Source organism: Streptococcus sp. SCPM-O-B-15304 (M98), from assembly GCF_058200215.1.
In genome coordinates this window covers 16,660-39,287 of sequence record NZ_JBYQGQ010000011.1, presented here as the reverse complement: position 1 = coordinate 39,287, position 22,628 = coordinate 16,660, and the positions used below count along the sequence as shown (strand labels likewise).

At 43.2% G+C, this 22,628-nt stretch carries 5 protein-coding genes; 4 read left to right on the top strand and 1 reads right to left on the bottom strand.

Going from position 1 to position 22,628, the window contains the following annotated elements; all coding sequences use genetic code 11:
- Positions 1-93 precede the first annotated feature (93 nt).
- Positions 94-951, bottom strand: coding sequence for a 5'-nucleotidase, lipoprotein e(P4) family (locus AC3E7H_RS07450; protein ID WP_000844832.1), 858 nt, complete (start codon positions 949-951; stop codon positions 94-96).
- 430 nt (positions 952-1,381) lie between these two features.
- On the opposite strand from AC3E7H_RS07450, the gene rpoB reads away from it, so the two are divergent.
- The 4 genes from rpoB (at position 1,382) to AC3E7H_RS07430 (ending at position 22,413) form a co-directional block, all read left to right on the top strand.
- Positions 1,382-4,984: a DNA-directed RNA polymerase subunit beta gene (gene rpoB, locus AC3E7H_RS07445; protein ID WP_075228392.1), complete on the top strand. Its 3,603-nt coding sequence runs from the start codon at positions 1,382-1,384 to the stop codon at positions 4,982-4,984.
- 32 nt (positions 4,985-5,016) lie between these two features.
- Complete coding sequence (gene rpoC / locus AC3E7H_RS07440) at positions 5,017-8,679, top strand: DNA-directed RNA polymerase subunit beta' (RefSeq protein WP_490676333.1); 3,663 nt, start codon at positions 5,017-5,019, stop codon at positions 8,677-8,679.
- Positions 8,680-8,941: 262 nt separating this feature from the next.
- Positions 8,942-11,143, top strand: coding sequence for a CshA/CshB family fibrillar adhesin-related protein (locus AC3E7H_RS07435; RefSeq protein ID WP_490676332.1), 2,202 nt, complete (start codon positions 8,942-8,944; stop codon positions 11,141-11,143).
- Positions 11,122-22,413, top strand: a complete 11,292-nt coding sequence (locus AC3E7H_RS07430) for an LPXTG cell wall anchor domain-containing protein (protein WP_490676331.1) — start codon at positions 11,122-11,124, stop codon at positions 22,411-22,413. Before AC3E7H_RS07435 ends, AC3E7H_RS07430 begins: the two co-directional genes overlap by 22 nt.
- Positions 22,414-22,628: the final 215 nt, after the last annotated feature.

The window sequence follows — 22,628 nt, the reverse complement described above, 5'->3', positions numbered from 1 at the left end:
AATCCTCTCTTGTCCGCTTTTTTGAGTTTTGTCAGTTAAAGAGCTTTTGCACTTCTTTTTGTACTTATGGCCTTATTGAATACCAAGTTTTCATTACTTGTCAAAGCCTTGTAAAGCCTTTTCACGTTCTTCTACTTGTCCCTTGGCATCGAGTTTATTACCACCGTAAACTGCTGTTTCCCATGATCCATACATTGGATTTGGGAAGATGATGAATTTTTCACCGAATTCTTTTTGCAATTCTTCAAGCTGTTTATCACGGTCAGATTCAGAAGTCTTAGAAAAATCTGCAAAGTCTACAAGGTTATCACCAAATAGTAACACAAGATTTGTCTTTTCTTGAACCGCTTGTCGACGACCTTCTTTGGATTTTACACCACTTTCTAGGAACATGAGGTGATCACGTCCTTGTACAGGAATACCTTCGCTTTCTAGATTTTTAATGGTAGCATCTACTTGGTCGACTGAACGGTCAGAAATATAGTAGATTTGGACACCGTTTTGATCGGCAAACTGAAGAAAATCTTTAGCACCTGGGACGGCTTTTGCTGCAGCTTTTTGGACCCAAACATCCCAATTTTCAGGTGTGAATACTGTTCCATCTTTGACATTTTGAACTTGATAAGGACTGTTATCTAGGACCGTTTCGTCCAAGTCCAAAACAATCGAATAAGGCTTGTCTGATTCTGTTTTCAGTAATTCCTTTAGACGATCTGTAGCAACATTATAACCTTGTAGATACAAGGCTTTTGTTTCGGCCGCTTTTTGATACCAGAGAGTTGACATGGTATTTTCTCTAGACCGTAGTTGGTCGTAAGTCATTGTAATCTGATTGTCAGATGAGTTATTAGCGGATGTTTGTGTTTCTGTGGATTTTGTGGCGCAGCTGGTCAATAAGATGACAGATGCAAGTGCAGAAACGATTGTAACAGTGGTTTTAGCTGTTTTCATAAAATGTCTCCTGTCTATTAATTTCAATAACAGTATAGCATGAGGGAATAGTTAAGGCAAGCGTTTTCCTAAATATGGACTTGATTTTCCAAAGAAAGATGTAGATAATTAACGGATTAGAGGAAGAGAAAAATATTTTAAAACCTTGAAAAATCTAGCTAAATAGGGTATAATATAAATAATCATTTGTCGTAGGTTTTGTCTGAAATATTGTCCGGACAAGGCTCACAGCAGTTAAATCTCCTGAAAAAGTCGGATTTAGCTGCTCTTTTTGTGCTTTTTTTCAAGTTTTTTGACCTTTGTAACAAAGATTTAAAGATTCTGAAAATTAGTCAAGGGGGATAAGTTGATAGGGTTTTTAGAACCATCTAACGATAATTACTAGCTTAGATCACTAAGCTTGGAACTTTATTTAAAAAGGAGAATCATCTTGGCAGGACATGACGTTCAATACGGGAAACATCGTACCCGTCGTAGTTTTTCAAGAATCAAAGAAGTTCTTGACTTACCAAATTTGATTGAAATTCAAACTGATTCATTCAAAGATTTCCTAGACCATGGTCTGAAGGAAGTGTTTGAAGATGTATTGCCAATTTCAAACTTCACAGACACAATGGAGTTGGAATTTGTTGGCTACGAAATCAAAGAACCTAAATATACGCTTGAAGAGGCTCGTATCCACGATGCTAGCTACTCAGCACCTATCTTTGTAACCTTCCGCTTGATTAACAAAGAAACTGGCGAAATCAAGACACAGGAAGTTTTCTTTGGTGATTTCCCAATCATGACTGAGATGGGAACCTTTATCATCAACGGTGGTGAACGTATCATCGTATCACAGTTGGTGCGTTCTCCAGGTGTTTACTTTAATGACAAGGTAGACAAAAATGGTAAAGTGGGTTACGGTTCAACTGTTATCCCTAACCGTGGAGCTTGGTTGGAACTTGAAAGCGACTCAAAAGACATCGCCTATACTCGTATCGACCGTACTCGTAAGATTCCATTTACGACCTTGGTTCGTGCGCTTGGTTTCTCAGGCGATGATGAAATCTTTGATATCTTTGGTGACAGCGATCTTGTTCGTAACACTGTTGAAAAAGATATTCACAAGAACCCAATGGACTCTCGTACAGACGAAGCTTTGAAGGAAATCTACGAACGCCTTCGTCCAGGTGAGCCTAAGACTGCTGAAAGCTCACGTAGCTTGCTTGTAGCTCGTTTCTTTGACCCACGTCGTTATGACTTGGCTGCAGTTGGTCGTTACAAGATCAATAAAAAACTCAATGTTAAAACACGTTTGCTTAACCAAACCATTGCTGAGCCATTGGTAGACCCTGAAACAGGTGAAATCTTGGTAGAAGCTGGAACAATCATGACTCGTAGCGTGATTGAGAGCATTGAAAGCCATTTGGATGGTGATTTGAACAAGATTGTCTACATTCCAAATGATGCGGCTGTAGTAACAGAGCCAGTTGTTCTTCAAAAGTTCAAGGTTGTAGCACCAACTGATCCAGATCGTGTTGTAACAATCATCGGTAATGCAAATCCAGATGATAAAGTTCGCACTATCACACCAGCAGACATCCTTGCTGAAATGAGCTATTTCCTCAACTTGGCTGAAGGTATCGGTCGTGTGGATGATATCGACCACCTTGGAAATCGTCGTATCCGTGCCGTTGGTGAATTGCTTGCCAACCAAGTACGCCTTGGACTTTCACGTATGGAACGTAACGTTCGTGAACGTATGTCTGTTCAAGATAACGAAGTATTAACACCTCAACAAATCATTAATATCCGTCCAGTAACTGCAGCAATCAAAGAATTCTTTGGTTCTTCTCAATTGTCACAGTTCATGGACCAACACAACCCGCTTTCTGAGTTGTCACACAAACGTCGTTTGTCTGCCTTAGGACCTGGTGGTTTGACACGTGACCGCGCTGGATATGAAGTGCGTGACGTGCACTACACTCACTATGGTCGTATGTGTCCAATCGAGACACCTGAGGGGCCAAACATCGGTTTGATCAACAACTTGTCTTCATACGGACACCTCAACAAGTATGGCTTCATTCAAACACCATACCGCAAGGTTGACCGTGAAACTGGAAAAGTAACTAACGAAATCGTTTGGTTGACTGCTGATGAAGAAGATGAGTACACAGTAGCACAGGCTAACTCTAAATTGAACGCAGATGGCACTTTTGCTGAAAAAGTTGTCATGGGACGTCACCAAGGGGTTAACCAAGAATACCCAGCTTCAAGTGTTGATTACATGGACGTTTCTCCAAAACAGGTAGTTGCCGTTGCGACAGCATGTATTCCTTTCTTGGAAAACGACGACTCCAACCGTGCCCTCATGGGTGCCAACATGCAACGTCAGGCTGTACCATTGATTAATCCAAAAGCACCTTACGTTGGTACTGGTATGGAATATCAAGCAGCCCACGACTCTGGAGCGGCTGTAATTGCTCAGTATGATGGTAAAGTTACTTATGCCGATGCTGACAAGGTAGAAGTTCGTCGTGAAGATGGCTCATTGGATGTTTACCATATCCAAAAATTCCGTCGTTCAAACTCAGGTACTGCTTACAACCAACGTACGCTTGTTAAAGTTGGTGACGTTGTAGAAAAAGGCGACTTTATTGCAGATGGACCTTCTATGGAAAATGGAGAAATGGCGCTTGGGCAAAATCCAATCGTTGCCTACATGACATGGGAAGGTTACAACTTCGAGGATGCCGTTATCATGAGCGAACGCTTGGTGAAAGACGATGTCTACACATCTGTCCACCTTGAAGAATATGAATCAGAAACACGCGATACAAAGCTTGGACCTGAAGAAATCACTCGTGAAATTCCAAACGTTGGTGAAGATGCTCTTAAAGACCTTGACGAAATGGGAATTATCCGTATCGGTGCTGAGGTTAAAGAAGGGGACATCCTTGTAGGTAAAGTAACACCTAAGGGTGAGAAAGACCTTTCAGCTGAAGAACGTCTCTTGCACGCTATCTTCGGAGACAAGTCTCGTGAAGTTCGTGATACTTCTCTTCGTGTACCACACGGTGCCGATGGTGTTGTTCGTGATGTTAAGATCTTTACACGTGCAAATGGAGATGAATTGCAATCAGGTGTTAACATGCTGGTTCGAGTTTACATCGCTCAAAAACGTAAGATCAAGGTCGGAGATAAGATGGCCGGACGTCACGGAAACAAAGGGGTTGTCTCTCGTATCGTTCCTGTAGAAGACATGCCTTACCTTCCAGACGGAACTCCAGTTGATATCATGTTGAACCCACTTGGGGTGCCATCACGTATGAATATCGGTCAGGTTATGGAGCTCCACCTTGGTATGGCAGCTCGTACTCTTGGTATTCACATCGCAACACCAGTCTTTGACGGAGCAAGTTCAGAAGATCTTTGGTCAACTGTTAAGGAAGCAGGTATGGATAGCGATGCTAAGACTATCCTTTACGATGGACGTACTGGTGAACCATTTGATAACCGTGTGTCAGTTGGTGTCATGTACATGATCAAACTTCACCACATGGTTGATGATAAATTGCACGCTCGTTCAGTCGGACCATATTCAACCGTTACCCAACAACCACTCGGAGGTAAAGCTCAGTTTGGTGGACAACGTTTCGGTGAGATGGAGGTTTGGGCGCTTGAAGCCTATGGTGCATCAAATGTTCTTCAAGAAATCTTGACTTACAAGTCTGACGATATCAACGGACGTTTGAAAGCTTATGAAGCTATTACAAAAGGAAAACCAATTCCAAAACCAGGTGTTCCAGAATCCTTCCGAGTTCTTGTTAAAGAATTGCAATCACTTGGTCTTGACATGCGTGTCCTTGACGAAGATGATCAAGAAGTTGAACTTCGTGATCTTGATGAGGGCATGGACGAAGATGTCATCCACGTAGATGACCTTGAAAAAGCACGTAAAAAAGCTGCTGAAGAAGCAAAAGCTGCTTTTGAAGCTGAAGAAGGTGCAAAAGCGGAAGCAACAGAAGAAGCTACTGAACAAGAATAAGTAGCTCACTTAGAATAGAAAGGGAAGAAATAGTGGTTGACGTAAATCGTTTTAAAAGTATGCAAATCACACTAGCTTCTCCAAGTAAAGTCCGTTCATGGTCTTATGGAGAAGTCAAAAAACCTGAAACAATCAATTACCGTACGTTGAAACCAGAACGTGAAGGACTATTTGACGAAGTCATCTTTGGTCCTACAAAAGACTGGGAATGTGCTTGTGGTAAGTACAAACGCATTCGTTACAGAGGGATTGTTTGTGACCGTTGTGGTGTTGAAGTAACGCGTACAAAAGTTCGTCGTGAACGTATGGGACACATCGAGTTGAAAGCTCCTGTATCTCATATCTGGTATTTCAAGGGAATTCCAAGCCGTATGGGCTTGACCCTTGATATGAGTCCTCGTGCCCTCGAGGAAGTAATCTACTTTGCTGCTTACGTGGTGATCGATCCGAAGGATACACCACTTGAGCACAAATCTATCATGACAGAGCGTGAATATCGTGAGCGCTTGCGTGAATATGGCTACGGATCATTCGTTGCTAAAATGGGTGCCGAAGCTATCCAAGACCTCTTGAAACAAGTAGATCTTGAAAAAGAAATTGCTGAACTTAAAGAAGAATTGAAAACAGCAACTGGGCAAAAACGTATCAAAGCTATCCGTCGTTTGGATGTTTTGGATGCCTTTTACAAGTCTGGAAACAAACCTGAATGGATGATTCTTAACATCCTTCCGGTTATTCCACCAGATCTTCGTCCAATGTTGCAGTTGGATGGTGGCCGTTTTGCCTCATCTGACTTGAACGACCTTTACCGTCGTGTTATCAACCGTAACAACCGTTTGGCTCGTTTGCTTGAGTTGAACGCACCAGGTATCATCGTTCAAAATGAGAAGCGTATGCTTCAAGAAGCGGTTGACGCTTTGATTGACAATGGTCGTCGTGGTCGTCCAATTACAGGACCAGGTAGCCGTCCACTTAAATCATTGAGCCACATGCTCAAAGGTAAACAAGGACGCTTCCGTCAAAACTTGCTCGGTAAACGTGTTGACTTCTCAGGACGTTCCGTTATCGCCGTTGGTCCAACTCTTAAGATGTACCAATGTGGTGTGCCACGTGAAATGGCAATCGAGCTCTTTAAACCATTCGTGATGCGTGAAATCGTTGCGCGCGATATCGTGCAAAACGTTAAAGCGGCTAAACGCTTGGTAGAACGTGGAGATGAACGTATCTGGGATATCCTCGAAGAAGTTATCAAAGAACACCCAGTACTTTTGAACCGCGCACCTACCCTTCACCGTTTGGGTATCCAAGCCTTTGAACCTGTCTTGATTGACGGTAAAGCCCTTCGCTTGCACCCACTTGTCTGTGAAGCCTACAATGCCGACTTTGACGGTGACCAAATGGCCATACACGTACCGCTCTCAGAAGAAGCCCAAGCAGAAGCTCGTATCTTGATGCTTGCTGCTGAGCATATCTTGAACCCGAAAGACGGTAAACCCGTTGTTACTCCATCTCAGGACATGGTTTTGGGTAACTACTACTTGACCATGGAAGAAGCTGGTCGTGAAGGTGAAGGAATGGCCTTCAAAGACCGTGACGAAGCTGTTATGGCTTACCGCAATGGCTATGTTCACCTCCACTCACGTGTTGGTATCGCAACAGACAGCCTCAACAAACCATGGACAGAAGAGCAAAAACACAAAATCTTGCTTACAACTGTTGGTAAGATCCTCTTCAACGACATCATGCCAGAGGGTCTACCATACTTGCAAGAACCAAACAATGCCAACTTAACAGAAGGCGTTCCAGATAAATACTTCTTGCCACTTGGTGGAGATATCAAGGAAGCAATCAGCAATCTTGAACTTAACCCTCCATTCAAGAAGAAAAACCTTGGAAATATCATCGCTGAAATCTTCAAACGTTTCCGTACGACAGAAACTTCTGCCCTACTTGACCGTATGAAGAACCTCGGTTACCACCACTCAACTCTTGCAGGATTGACAGTGGGTATTGCCGACATTCCAGTCGTTGAAGACAAGGCTGAAATCATCGAAGAATCACACAAACGTGTAGAACAAATCACGAAACAATTCCGTCGTGGTATGATCACAGACGACGAGCGTTACAATGCTGTAACAGCTGAATGGCGTGCTGCCCGTGAAAAGCTTGAGAAACGATTGATTGCCAACCAAGATCCTAAGAACCCAATCGTTATGATGATGGACTCTGGAGCCCGTGGTAACATCTCAAACTTCTCACAGCTTGCCGGTATGCGTGGTCTGATGGCTGCTCCGAACGGACGTATCATGGAATTGCCAATCCTTTCAAACTTCCGTGAAGGTTTGTCAGTGCTCGAAATGTTCTTCTCAACTCACGGTGCTCGTAAAGGTATGACCGATACGGCCCTTAAGACAGCCGACTCAGGTTACTTGACTCGTCGTTTGGTTGACGTTGCCCAAGATGTGATTATCCGTGAAGATGACTGTGGAACTGATCGTGGTCTCTTGATCCGTTCTATCACTGAAGGTAAAGAGATGATTGAGTCTCTTGAAGAACGTCTCAATGGTCGTTACACTAAGAAAACTGTTAAACACCCAGAAACTGGTGCAGTTATCATTGGTCCAAATGAATTGATCACAGAAGACAAGGCGCGTGAAATCGTCAATGCTGGTGTTGAAGAAGTAACTATCCGCTCAGTATTTACATGTAACACTCGTCATGGTGTTTGCCGTCACTGTTATGGTATCAACTTGGCGACTGGTGATGCGGTTGAAGTTGGTGAAGCAGTTGGTACAATCGCTGCCCAATCTATCGGGGAACCTGGTACACAGCTTACAATGCGTACCTTCCACACGGGTGGGGTTGCCTCAAATACCGATATCACTCAGGGTCTTCCTCGTGTCCAAGAAATCTTTGAAGCCCGCAATCCTAAAGGGGAAGCGGTTATCACAGAAGTCAAAGGACAAGTTACTGCTATCGAAGAAGATGCTTCAACTCGTACTAAGAAAGTCTTCGTTAAGGGTGAAACTGGAGAAGGCGAATACGTGGTACCATTTACAGCTCGTATGCGTGTTGAAGTTGGGGACCAAGTCTCTCGTGGTGCAGCATTGACAGAAGGTTCAATCCAACCAAAACGTCTCCTTGCTGTACGTGATGTCTTATCAGTTGAAACTTACCTCCTCGGTGAAGTACAAAAAGTTTACCGTAGCCAAGGGGTAGAAATCGGTGACAAACACATCGAGGTAATGGTTCGTCAAATGATCCGTAAAGTTCGTGTTATGGATCCAGGAGACACAGATCTTCTCATGGGAACTCTTATGGACATCAACGACTTTACAGATGCTAATAAGGATGTTCTCATCGCAGGTGGAGTGCCAGCGACTGGTCGTCCAGTCCTTATGGGAATCACCAAAGCCTCACTTGAAACAAATAGTTTCTTGTCAGCAGCTTCCTTCCAGGAAACAACTCGTGTCCTTACAGACGCAGCTATCCGTGGTAAGAAAGACCATCTCCTTGGTCTTAAGGAAAATGTTATCATCGGTAAGATTATCCCAGCTGGTACAGGTATGGCACGTTACCGTAACCTTGAACCACAAGCTATCAATGAAGAGTCTTACCTAGCATCTTCTCAAGAAGAAGCTTCAGTAGATACGACTGTAGAAGAAGTCGTTGAAACTGTTGAAGTAAGTGAATAAAATAATGCTTAAACAAAAAGAGGGTTATCCCTCTTTTTTTGTATTAAATATATAGAAAAGGTATATTGAATTTTATATGATTTACTGAATAATTTGAACTATAAAAGTAGAAATTTTTTTCAGAAAAATTGAGCAAAATGCTTGGTATTCAACGGCTGACATGATAAAATATAACAGCGAGTAGTTTACGAAATATAATGGATAGTAAATACATATTTATTCTAAACTAAGTTAAATTTTATGCAACTCGGAGGTAATATTAGTGAAAAATGATCTGTTTAATGATCGTATTAGTCGATTTTCAATTCGTAAGTTAAATGTAGGAGTTTGTTCAGTTTTACTAGGAACTTTAGTTATGCTTGGAACTGCTACAGGAGTAGCAGCTGAAGAAGTCGCTGAGAATAAGCAAACTGACGAGGTTGCTGTGACAACTGAAAAGGAACAGCCAGAATCTCTTTCTACGTCTCAAGCTGAGAAAGAAGATGCTACAACTTATCAGGCAACTCCAGTTGTCCCAGTTGCAACTGAGACTAAGCCTGAACTAGATCAAACAAGATTACAAGCCTATATTGCTGAGATTGAGACAAACCTGACAAATGGTAAATATAGCAATAAGACTGATGAAAGTATTGATGCTTTAAAAGTAAGTCTTGTTAATGCTAAGAATGTTCTTGTCTCTGCTGAAAGTCAAGCTGAGTTGGATGCTGCTTATCAATCACTTGTAACAACGGTAAATGCAAAACTTAAAAATAAGGTAGTAGCAGAAGCAAAACCAGTTGTGGAAGCTAAGGCTGAAGTTACTGAAAAAACTGAAGAAAGTATCGGAAAACCAGCAGCAAATACTCAGCCAGCAGAAGGTACAAATGCAATCGCAAATACAGGTCAGAACGATCCTCGTAATGGTAAGGAGATTAATAAAAATACAGCATTTCGTGCGGATACTGCAACAGCTACTGGAATTGGTGCAGACGTTGAAGACGCAACTTCAACTCCAAAGGTAGAAAAACCTGGCTTTACAACAAATATCAATGCTAAAGACATAGCCAGCCAAATCTCTTGGTTGGACTTTGGCGATGTAGCTAACTGGACAGGAACCACAACAACATCAAAAGGTGACCTTGCTCTCCAAGTTGGGGCTACCTATACTAAGGAAATTATGCCGGGTTATGTGGTTACCATCAAGGTTAAATCTTTGAAACCCTTCCAGGCGACAGAACTTTATAAAAAACGCCTTGAAGACCGAGGAGCAACAGAAGCTGAAAAAGCGACCTATGATCCAAATGCAAGAAATGGTTATGGGAATGCGACTAATACACCTGCTACGAGAGTAGCTTTTACTGCTGGTGAAGAAGCTAAAGTTATTGCCGAAGCTCAAAACCGTTGGACTGAAATTAAAAAAGAAGGTATTGACACTGGTACAACTAAGAAAACTACTATCAGTTCAGAACTTGAAGGTGGGAATATCGGTGTTCAGTTTGAAGTTTCTGCGACCTTCCGTGGAAAAGTGGTCAAACCTGCCATTGTCATGGCGGATGGTGAGTCCGCTAACCCTGGTGAAATGGTTATGTTCACCACAAACGGAGAAGGTTGGCAACATATTGGGGAATGGCCCAAGGGCAATAATAAAACTTATATTCCACAAGATACAGACAATTTATTCGGTCCAAACCCTGCCACTAATATAGATGGCATGGGCTACTATAAGTTGAACCTTGACCTACTTCGACGTTCAAATCAAGTTGGGCCAGATAAAAAAGCGGTTGCTTGGAAGTACTTTGGAAGTGCCGATTTAACAACTGGAGGTCTCGGAACAGGGGTCTTTGGACCAAATATTTCAAGTATTGCTGCTGTTCCCCTTGTTATGACACGTGGAGCGTCCGAAGTTGGCTTGTATATCGCATCTTCAGGTAAACAATCAGCCATGCTTGGATTCTTCCCACTTGATGAAGGAGATGCTCCTGAATCATACGGCAAGGCAGTTCATTCAATTGCAACTGTGGATGGGATTACCGGTAAGAAAGTAAACCAACCTTATCTCGGCCACTTGAGTCCTGATATGGATGAAAACAATACCCTTGATTGGACTGGTGACGATAAAGCGACAACGGCTGATGAAGGAATCGACCAATTGCTTCCAGATAATCTTAAAGGGAAAACCAATGAGATGATCAAGATGGACCGTACCAAACCAGGTAATTATAAGATTTCTGTTGAAGCCCATACTGATGGGGCTGCACAGGCAAATATCTACGGTTGGGTAGACTTCAATCAAAATGGAACCTTCGATGAAGACGAGCGTTCAAATTTAGCTACTATTACGAAAGATGGTATAGTTGAGTTAACATTTGCAAACAGCAAAACTTATATTGACCCTAGTGTTACTGAATTAGGGGTTCGTCTTCGTATCCTAAGAATGCTAAAGAAATTGAAAGCCCAACAGGTATGGCCTTCTCAGGAGAAGTAGAAGACTTCAAGACTCAAATTACGCACCCACCAAAAGGGGAATTCAAGGAAACTTCTGGTCTTCAAGCTGCTAAACAAACAGCAACTGTAGCCTTTACTGCTCGAGGTTTGCAAGGCTATAGCTTAACTGAATCAGCAAAAATTGATGAAACAGTAGCACCATACATTGTCGATGCAAATGGGAACAAGGCTATTTTGGATGCTGAAGGCTACTATGTCGTACCAGGTCAAGGTAAATATAAAATTACCGCAAATGGTAAAGACGTAGATGTAGAATTCATCCCTGAAGATAATTTCTTAGGAACAGCTGATGGAATCTCTATCCGTCGTACAGATAGTAATGGCTACGACACAGGTTGGTCAACTAAATTTCCAGCCAATGAAGCTAATGTTGATACTTTGATAAATACAATGGATGGACTTTATATCCCAACCGTTACTCCAAAGGATATCGAAGGTGAAAATAAAACTTCAACAGATGTTCAAGGAGCTAGTCAAATAGCTACTCCAGAATTTGCTCTTGAAGGAACAAATAGTAATGGTGAGAAAGTTAAAATCACACCTGATTTTGATTATCCAGCTAAGTTTGTGAGTCCTACGACTGGCAAGGTTATCAATGACCCTGTTCTAACTGTAGAAGGGGAAGGGATTTACTACTTAGACGATTTGACTGGGAAAGTTACCTTTGTGCCGGAACCAGGATTTACTGGCACTGCTAAGGGAGTAACAGTTTCACTTACTGCACCAGTTGGACGAGATAAAAATAAACAAGTTCAGTCAGAATTTATAAAAACAGCTACTGCTAAGTATACTCCAACAGTAACCCCAGCCACAATCAGCTCTACTAATAAGGTTTCTGAGGATGTGCAAAATGTCCCTCAAACTCAAACACCTACATTTGAGTTAAGCAATGACAAGGCTACGAAGATTACTAGCAGGAAATTAGTAGATCCAGCAACTGGCCAGCCTACTGATGAAACCAGTGTGAAAGTAGCAGGCGAAGGAACATATACAATTGATCCTACTACAGGAGCGGTTACCTTCGCACCTGAAAAAGACTTTGTTGGAACTGCAACAGGTGTAACAGTTCAAGCAACTGCGACTATTACAAATGCGAACGATAAGACGGCGACAATCACTTCGGATGCAATTTATACACCAACAGTTGTAGCGGCTGTTCCAACAGCTCAACCAGCTACATCTAAAGATATCCAAGGTGCCACTCAAACAGGCACACCAACCTTCGCAGGAACAACTGTCCAAGTAAATGGTCAAGATAAACCTGTAACCATTAAATCAAATAGTTATAAGCTCTTGGATAAAGATGGTAATGAAGTTACAACTACGCCAGCTTATGCTGCAGATGGTACAACGCCAATCGGTACTTTCACGATCGATCCAGCAACTGGTACTGTAACATTCACACCAACTGATAAATCATACACAGGTGCAGTCACACCAGCCAAGGTTCAAGCTGAAAGCTCAAACGGTATTAAGGTTGATACAACCTACACACCTGAAATTGTTCCAGTAACCCCAACAACTACACCATCTGAATCAACTGACATCCAAGGTGCAACTCAAACAGGTAAACCTGAATTCAAGGGTGGAACTGTAACTGTTGACGGTGTCGAGAAGACTGTTGAGATCAACGAAGCTGTTCCGGCAACATTTGATGATGGTTCAACGACTAAAACTGTGGAAGGTGTTGGTACATATACAGTAGCTGCAGATGGAACAGTAACTTTTGTTCCTGAAAAGTCATTCACAGGTAAAGCACCGGCCGTAACGGTTGTCCGTGAAGATAAGAACGGAACCAAAGCATCTGCAACCTACATACCAACAGTAACACCGGTTAAACCAACTGCAGCACCAGCTGAATCAACAGATGTTCAAGGTGCCACTCAAACAGGTAAACCTGTATTCACTGAAGGTGACAGCCGTGTACCAATGAACGGTGACGTTCCAGCTATTTTCGACGATGGCTCAACTATCAAGACAGTTGACGGTGTTGGTACATACACAGTAGTAGCAGATGGTACAGTAACCTTCGTACCTGAGAAATCATTTACTGGAACTGCTTCAGCTGTGACGGTTGTTCGCGAAGATAAGAACGGAACAAAAGCCTCTGCAACTTACACACCAACCGTAACACCAGTAACACCGACAGCAACACCAGCTGAATCAACAGATATCCAAGGTGCGACTCAAACAGGTAAACCTGAATTTACTGAAGGTAATAGCCGTGTACCAATGAACGATGATGTTCCAGCAACATTTGACGATGGTTCAACGACTGAAACTGTGGAAGGTGTTGGTACATATACAGTAGCAGCAGACGGAACTGTGACATTTGTTCCAGAACCAAGCTTTACAGGTACTGCACCAGCCGTAACCGTTGTTCGTGAAGATAAGAACGGAACCAAAGCCTCTGCGACTTATACACCAACTGTAAATCCGGTTACTCTTACTCCAACAAATAAAGTTTCTGAAGACATTCAAAATGTTCCTCAAACAGAGACTCCTACATTTGCATTGAGTGATGATGAGACTGCTCAAATTACAAGTAAGAAATTGATTGATCCTGCAACAGGTCAACCAACCGATGAAACAACTGTGACAGTAGCAGGCGAAGGAACATATACAATTGATCCTACTACAGGAGTAGTAACCTTCACTCCTGAAAAAGACTTTGTCGGAACTGCAACAGGTGTAACAGTTCAAGCAACTGCAACCATTACAAATGCCAATGGTAAGACTTCAACCATCACTTCAGATGCGACTTATACACCAACTGTTGTAGCTGCTGTTCCAACAGCTCAACCAGCCACTTCAAAAGATATCCAAGGTGCGACACAAACTGGAACACCAACCTTTGAAGGTGCAACTGTTCAAGTAAATGGTCAAGATAAAGCGATTACGATTAAAGAAGATAGCTACACACTTTTGGATAATGATGGTAATGAAGTAACAAGCACACCAGCTTATGCTGAAGATGGCACAACTGAAATTGGTACTTATTCAATTGATCAAGCAACTGGACAAGTAACCTTCACACCGACGGATAAATCATACACAGGTGTAGTAACACCAGCCAAGGTTCAAGCTGAAAGCTCAAACGGTATCAAGGTGGATACAACTTACACGCCTGAAATCGTTTCTGTCACACCAACAGCAACTCCAGCTGAAACAACTGATATTCAAGGTGCCACCCAAACAGGTAAGCCTGAATTCAAGGGTGGAACAGTAACTGTTGATGGCGTTGAGAAAACAGTAGCTATCAATGAAGCTATTCCAGCTACGTTTGATGATGGCTCAACTACCAAGAAAGTTAACGGCGTTGGTACCTACACAGTAGCAGCCGATGGAACAGTAACCTTTGTTCCAGAAAAATCATTCACAGGTAAGGCACAAGCTGTAACGGTTATTCGTGAAGATAAGAACGGAACCAAAGCCTCTGCGACTTACACACCAACTGTGACACCAGTAACTCCGACTGCGAAAGATACAACATCAACAGGTAAGCAAGGTCAAACTCAAACAGGTAAGCCTGAATTTATTGAAGGCGACAGCCGTGTACCAATGAACGATGACGTTCCAGCTACGTTTGATGATGGCTCAACTACCAAGAAAGTTAACGGCGTTGGTACCTACACAGTAGCAGCCGATGGAACAGTAACCTTTGTTCCAGAAAAATCATTTACTGGAACTGCTCCAGCAGTGACGGTTGTTCGTGAAGATAAGAACGGAACCAAAGCCTCTGCAACTTACACACCAACTGTAACTCCTGTCACACCGATAGCGACACCAGTTGAAACAACAGGTAAGCAAGGTCAAACTCAAACAGGTAAGCCTGAATTTACTGAAGGCGACAGCCGAGTACCAATGAACGATGACGTTCCAGCGACATTTGAAGATGGCTCAACGACTAAGACAGTTGATGGCGTTGGTACATACACAGTAGCAGCCGATGGAACAGTTACATTTGTACCTGAGAAATCATTTATTGGAACTGGTCCAGCAGTGACGGTTGTTCGCGAAGATAAGAATGGAACCAAAGCATCTGCAACTTACACACCAACTGTAACTCCTGTCACACCGATAGCGACACCAGTTGAAACAACAGGTAAGCAAGGTCAAACTCAAACAGGTAAGCCTAAATTTACTGAAGGCGACAGCCGAGTACCAATGAACGATGACGTTCCAGCAACATTTGAAGATGGCTCAACGACTAAGACAGTTGATGGCATTGGTACATACACAGTAGCAGCCGATGGAACAGTTACATTTGTACCTGAGAAATCATTTACTGGAACTGCTCCAGCAGTGACGGTTGTTCGCGAAGATAAGAATGGAACCAAAGCATCTGCCACTTACACACCAACAGTAACTTCAGTTACTCCAACTGCAACTCCGGCAGAATCAACTGGTCCTCAAGGTCTTGTTCAAACTGGAACCGTAACCTTCACAGAAGGTGATGAAGTAGTACCAATTAACAAGGATTCAATTACTCTCCTTGATGAATCTGGTCAACCAGCAGCCTCAGTAGAGGCGAAATCACCAGCAGGTGATGTGATTGGTACTTACACAGTTGATAAAGATACAGGTGTAGTTACTTTCACACCAACAGATAAATCTTATTCAGGTGATGTTGTTCCAGTTAAGGTTCAAGCAGCTGATGCAAATGGAACTACAGTTGAAACAACTTATACACCGAAGATTACTCCAGTTGTTCCAACTTCTGAAGATGCGACATCGACAGATATTCAAGGTCAAACACAATCTGGAAAACCAACCTTCACAGAAGGTGATCCAAATGTGCCAATGGATGATGATACACCTGCAACCTTTGAAGATGGTTCAACCACTAAGACAGTAGATGGTGAAGGAACATACACTGTTTCTCCAGATGGAACAGTAACTTTCGTTCCAGAAAAATCATTCACTGGAACTGCTTCAGGCGTAACGGTTAAACGTGTTGATAAAAACGGTACTGAAATCACAGCTAAGTACATTCCAACGGTGACTCCAGTTACCCCAACTGCATCACCAGCTGAATCAACAGATGTTCAAGGTGCAACGCAAACAGGTGAACCTAAATTTACTGCAGGTAATAGCCGTGTGCCGATGAATGATGATGTTGCCGCAACATTTGACGATGGCTCAGCAACTAAGACAGTTGATGGTGTCGGTACCTACACAGTAGCAGCAGACGGAACTGTGACATTTGTTCCAGAACCAAGCTTTACAGGCACAGCACCAGCAGTTACAGTCGTTCGTGAAGACATGAATGGTACAAAAGCTTCAGCGACCTACACACCATCGGTAACGCCAGTTACAATTGCACCTACTAATAAGGTTTCTGAGGATGTTCAAAACGTTCCTCAAACTCAAACACCTACATTTGAGTTAAGCAATGACAAGGCTACGAAGATAACTAGCAAGAAATTAGTAGATCCAGCTACTGGCCAACCAACTGATGAAACAAGTGTAACGGTAGTGGGCGAAGGTAGCTATACAATTGATCCTACTACAGGAGCGGTTACCTTCACACCTGAAAAAGACTTTGTTGGTACTGCAACTGGTGTAACAGTTCAAGCGACTGCGACTATTACAAATGCGAACGGTAAGACTGCGACAATCACTTCGGATGCAACTTACACTCCAACTGTTGTAGCAGCTGTTCCAACGGCAAGCCCTGCAACTTCAAAAGATATCCAAGGTGCCACTCAAACGGGTAGACCAACCTTTGCAGGAACAACTGTTCAAGTGAACGGTGAAGATAAAGCCATTACCATTAAAGATAATAGCTACACACTTTTGGACAAAGATGGTAATGAAGTGGCGACTATGCCAGCTTATGCGGCTGACGGTACAACTGAAATCGGTACTTTCACAATTAATCCAGCCACTGGCCAAGTGACTTTCACACCGACTGATAAATCATACACTGGTGCTGTAACACCAGCCAAGGTTCAAGCTGAAAGCTCAAACGGCATCAAGGTGGATACAATCTACACACCTGAAATTGTTCCAGTAACCCCAACAGCTACACCAGCTGAAACAACGGATATCCAAGGTGCGACTCAAACTGGAAAATCTGAATTCAAGGGTGGAACAGTAACCGTTGATGGTGTTGAGAAAACAGTAGCTATCAATGAAGATGTTCCAGCTACGTTTGATGATGGCTCAACTACGAAGACAGTGGATGGTGTTGGTACTTACACGGTAGTAGCAGACGGAACAGTTACATTCGTTCCTGAAAAATCATTCGTTGGAACTGCACCAGCGGTAACTGTTGTTCGTGAAGATATGAACGGAACTAAAACTTCTGCGACATATACACCAACTGTAACACCAGTAACTCCAACAGCAGAAGATGCAACTTCAACTGATAAACAAGGTCAAAAACAATCTGGTAAACCAACCTTCACACCAGGAAATGAAAACGTCCCAATGGATGATGATACACCTGCAACCTTTGAAGATGGCTCAACAACAAAGACTATTTCAGGTGAAGGAACTTACACAGTAGCTCCAGATGGAACCGTAACATTTGTTCCAGAAAAATCATTCACTGGAGAAGGTACAGGCGTATCGGTGAAACGTGCCGATAAGAACGGTACTCCAGTTACTGCTAAGTACACACCAACAGTAACACCAGTAACTCCAACAGCAACACCAGCTGAATCTACTGGACCTCAAGGTCTTGTTCAAACTGGAACTGTAATCTTTACTGAGGGAGATTCAGTTGCTCCAATCGACAAAGATACCATTACCCTTCTTGATGAAAATGGCCAACCAGCAGCATCAGTAGATGCGAAGTCACCAGCAGGTGATGTGATCGGTACCTTCACCGTTGATAAAGAAACAGGTATTGTGACCTTCACGCCAACGGATAAATCTTACTCAGGTGATGTTGTTCCAGTTAAGGTTCAAGGTAAAGATACAAACGGAACAGTTGCTGAAACAACTTACACACCGACGATCACTCCAGTTGTACCAACTGCTGATCCAGCAACATCTACAGACATCCAAGGTCAAACGCAAACAGGTACACCAAGCTTCACACCTGGTAACCCTGCAATCCCAATGGATGATGATGTGCCAGCAACCTTTGAAGATGGTTCAACAACTAAAGTTATTCCAGGAGAAGGAACTTACACAGTCGCTCCGAAAGGAACTGTAACCTTCGTACCAGAAAAATCATTTACAGGAGAAGGTACAGGCGTAACGGTTAAACGTGTTGATAAGAACGGTACTCCAGTTACAGCAACTTATACACCAACAGTAACCCCAGTAACCCCAACAGCTGAACCAACAACATCAACAGGTAAGCAAGGTCAAACTCAAACAGGTAAGCCTGAATTTACTGAAGGCGACAGCCGAGTACCAATGAACGATGACGTTCCAGCAACCTTTGAAGATGGCTCAACGACTAAGATAGTTGATGGCGTTGGTACATACACAGTAGCAGCCGATGGAACAGTTACATTTGTACCTGAGAAATCATTTACTGGAACTGCTCCAGCAGTGACGGTTGTTCTCGAAGATAAGAACGGAACCAAAGCCTCTGCAACTTACACACCAACCGTAACCCCAGTAACACCAACTGCAACACCAGCGGAATCTACTGGTCCTCAAGGTCTTGTTCAAACTGGAACCGTAACCTTCACAGAAGGTGACCCAGTTGCACCAATCGACAAAGCTACCATTACCCTTCTTGATGAAAATGGTCAACCTGCTGAATCAGTAGTTGCTAAATCACCAGAAGGCAAGGTTGTTGGTACATTCACAGTTGATAAGGATACAAGTGTTGTAACCTTCACACCGACTGATAAGTCTTACTCAGGTGATGTCGTTCCGGTTAAGGTTCAAGCCAAGGATGCCAACGACACTCCAGCTGAAACAACCTACACACCGACGATCACTCCAGTTGTACCAACTGCTGATCCAGCAACATCTACAGACATTCAAGGTCAAACACAAACAGGTAGACCAACCTTCACTGAGGGCGATAGTCGTGTGCCAATGAACGATGACGTTCCAGCAACCTTCGATGATGGTTCAACTTCGAAGACAGTTGATGGTGTTGGTACTTACACGGTGGCTTCAGATGGTACGGTGACATTTGTTCCAGAAAAATCATTTACAGGAACAGCACCAGCAGTCACAGTCGTTCGTGAAGACATGAACGGCACTAAAGTCTCTGCGACTTACACACCAACTGTGACACCAGTAACTCCGACTGCGGAAGATACAACATCAACTGGTAAACAAGGTCAAACACAAACAGGTAGACCAACCTTCACTGAGGGCGATAGTCGTGTGCCAATGAACGATGACGTTCCAGCAACCTTCGATGATGGTTCAACTACGAAGACTGTTGACGGCGTTGGTACATACACAGTAGCAGCCGATGGAACAGTAACCTTTGTCCCTGAAAAATCATTCACAGGTAAAGCGCCGGCCGTAACGGTTGTTCGTGAAGATAAGAACGGCACTAAGGCTTCAGCGACCTACACTCCAACAGTAACACCAGTTACTCCAACTGCAACTCCGGCAGAATCAACTGGTCCTCAAGGTGTGGTTCAAACTGGTAGAGTAACCTTAACAGAAGGTGACCCAGTTGCACCAATCGACAAGGCCACCATTACTCTTCTTGACGGAAATGGTCAGTCAGCAGCGTCAGTAGATGCGAAATCACCAGCAGGTGATGTGATCGGTACCTTCACCGTTGATAAAGAAACAGGTATTGTGACCTTCACGCCAACGGATAAATCTTACTCAGGTGAGGTTGTTCCAGTTAAGGTTCAAGGTAAAGATACAAACGGAACAGTTGCTGAAACAACTTACACACCGACGATCACTCCAGTTGTACCAACTGCTGATCCAGCAACATCTACAGACATTCAAGGTCAAACGCAAACAGGTACACCAAGCTTCACACCTGGTAACCCTGCAATCCCAATGGGTGATGATACACCTGCAACCTTTGAAGATGGCTCAACTACGAAGACTATTCCAGGCGAAGGAACATATACTGTAGCTCCAGATGGAACGGTTACATTTGTACCAGAAAAATCATTTACAGGAACAGGAACAGGTGTGACTGTTAAACGTGTAGATAAGAACGGAACAAAAGCTTCAGCAACTTACACACCAACTGTAACGCCTGTTACACCAACTGCAAGCCCAGCAGTATCTACTGATGTGCAAGGTCAAACTCAAACAGGTAAACCTGTATTTACTGAAGGCGACAGTCGTGTACCAATGAACGATGATGTTCCAGCAACCTTCGACGATGGTTCAACAACTAAGACAGTTGACGGCGTTGGTACCTATACAGTTGCAGCAGACGGAACAGTAACATTTGTACCAGAAAAATCATTCACTGGTGAAGCACCAGCCGTAACAGTTGTTCGTGAAGATATGAATGGCACTAAGGCTTCTGCAACTTATACACCAACTGTAACTCCGGTTACACCAACTGCAACACCAGCGGAATCTACTGGTCCTCAAGGTCTTGTTCAAACTGGAACCGTAACCTTCACAGAAGGTGACCCAGTTGCACCAATCGACAAAGCTACCATTACCCTTCTTGATGAAAATGGTCAACCTGCTGAATCAGTAGTTGCTAAATCACCAGAAGGCAAGGTTGTTGGTACATTCACAGTTGATAAGGATACAAGTGTTGTAACCTTCACACCAACTGATAAATCATACTCAGGTGAGGTCGTTCCAGTTAAGGTTCAAGCCAAAGACACTAACGGAACGGTTGCTGAAACAACCTACACACCGACGATCACTCCAGTTGTACCAACTGCTGATCCGGCAACATCTACAGACATTCAAGGTCAAACGCAAACAGGTACACCAAGCTTCACACCTGGTAACCCTGCAATCCCAATGGATGATGATACCCCAGCTACATTTGAAGATGGATCAACAACGAAGGTGATTTCAGGCGAAGGAACCTACACAGTAGCTCCAGATGGAACAGTGACCTTCGTCCCAGAAAAATCATTCACAGGAACAGGAACAGGCGTAACTGTTAAACGTGTCGATAAGAACGGTACTCCAGTTACTGCTAAGTACACACCAACAGTTACACCAGTAACTCCAACAGCAACACCAGCTACAACTATTGGATCAAAAGGTCAAGAACAGTCTGGTAAACCAGCATTCAAGGAAGGCGATAGTCGTGTTCCAATGAATGATAATGTACCAGCAACCTTCGAAGATGGTTCAACAACGAAGACTATCCCAGGTGTTGGTACTTATACGGTAGCAGCAGACGGAACAGTAACCTTCAAACCAGAACCTGAATTCACAGGTACAGCTCCATCTGTAACAGTTGTTCGTGAAGATGTAAACGGGACTAAGGCTTCTGCAACATACACCCCAACAGTAACACCAGTTACTACATTTGTAGATAAAGCTGGCAATTCAATTCCAGGATATCCAAGTGAAGATGGCGAACAACCTAAGAAAGCAATCCCAGGTTATCGCTTCGTAGAAACGAAGAAACTTCCAAACGGAGATACCGAGCACGTCTACGAACAAGTTAAGACATCATTCAAGGATAAAGAAGGAAACGAGATTCCAGGCAATCCAAGTGAAGATGGTGAACAACCTAAGAAAGAAATTCCAGGTTACCGCTTCGTAGAAACGAAGAAACTTCCAAACGGAGATACCGAGCACGTCTACGAACAAGTTAAGACATCATTCAAGGATAAAGAAGGAAACGAGATTCCAGGCAATCCAAGTGAAGATGGCGAACAACCTAAGAAAGCAATCCCAGGTTACCGCTTCGTAGAGACTAAGAAACTTCCGAACGGAGATACAGAGCACGTCTACGAAAAGATTACGACCTCTTATGTTGATGAAAATGGAAATCCAATTCCAGGATATCCGACTGAGAATGGTGAACAGCCTAAGAAAGAAATTCCAGGTTACGAGTTTGTGAAGACAGTTGTAGATAAAGATGGTAATATCCAACACATCTACAAGAAGGTGGTAACACCGAATCCGGTGCCGACACCAGATTCGAAACCAACGCCAGATCCAGTTCCGACACCAGAACCAAAACCAATCCAAGTTCCAGAAACACCAAGTAAATCAGCTCTAGTAACTGAAACAGGAGCTAAGACAACTACTCCTCAGTTGCCAAATACTGGTACTAAAGACCATGCTGGTCTTGCTGCCCTTGGTTTAGTAGGTATCTTGAGTGGATTCGGACTTATGGCTCGTAAAAAGAAAGAAGACTAATCAACTCTGTAAAGTATTGATAACAGTCAACTTTCTAATAAGAAACTAGTGCATCGTACGATGCACTAGTTTTTTTGATGCTTGTATTAAGGATAGAACTATGCTACAATCATCTAATACTCTTCGAAAATCAAATTCAAACCACGTCAGCTTCACCTTGCCGTACTCAAGTACAGCCTGCGGCTCTCTTCCTAGTTTGCTCTTTGATTTTCATT

What these genes read in the sequence shown, in the direction of transcription:
- AC3E7H_RS07450 (WP_000844832.1), bottom strand. Translation starts at nt 951, where the DNA reads ATGAAAACAGCTAAAACCACTGTTACAATCGTTTCTGCACTTGCATCT.
- AC3E7H_RS07430 (WP_490676331.1), top strand. Translation starts at nt 11,122, where the DNA reads ATGGCCTTCTCAGGAGAAGTAGAAGACTTCAAGACTCAAATTACGCAC.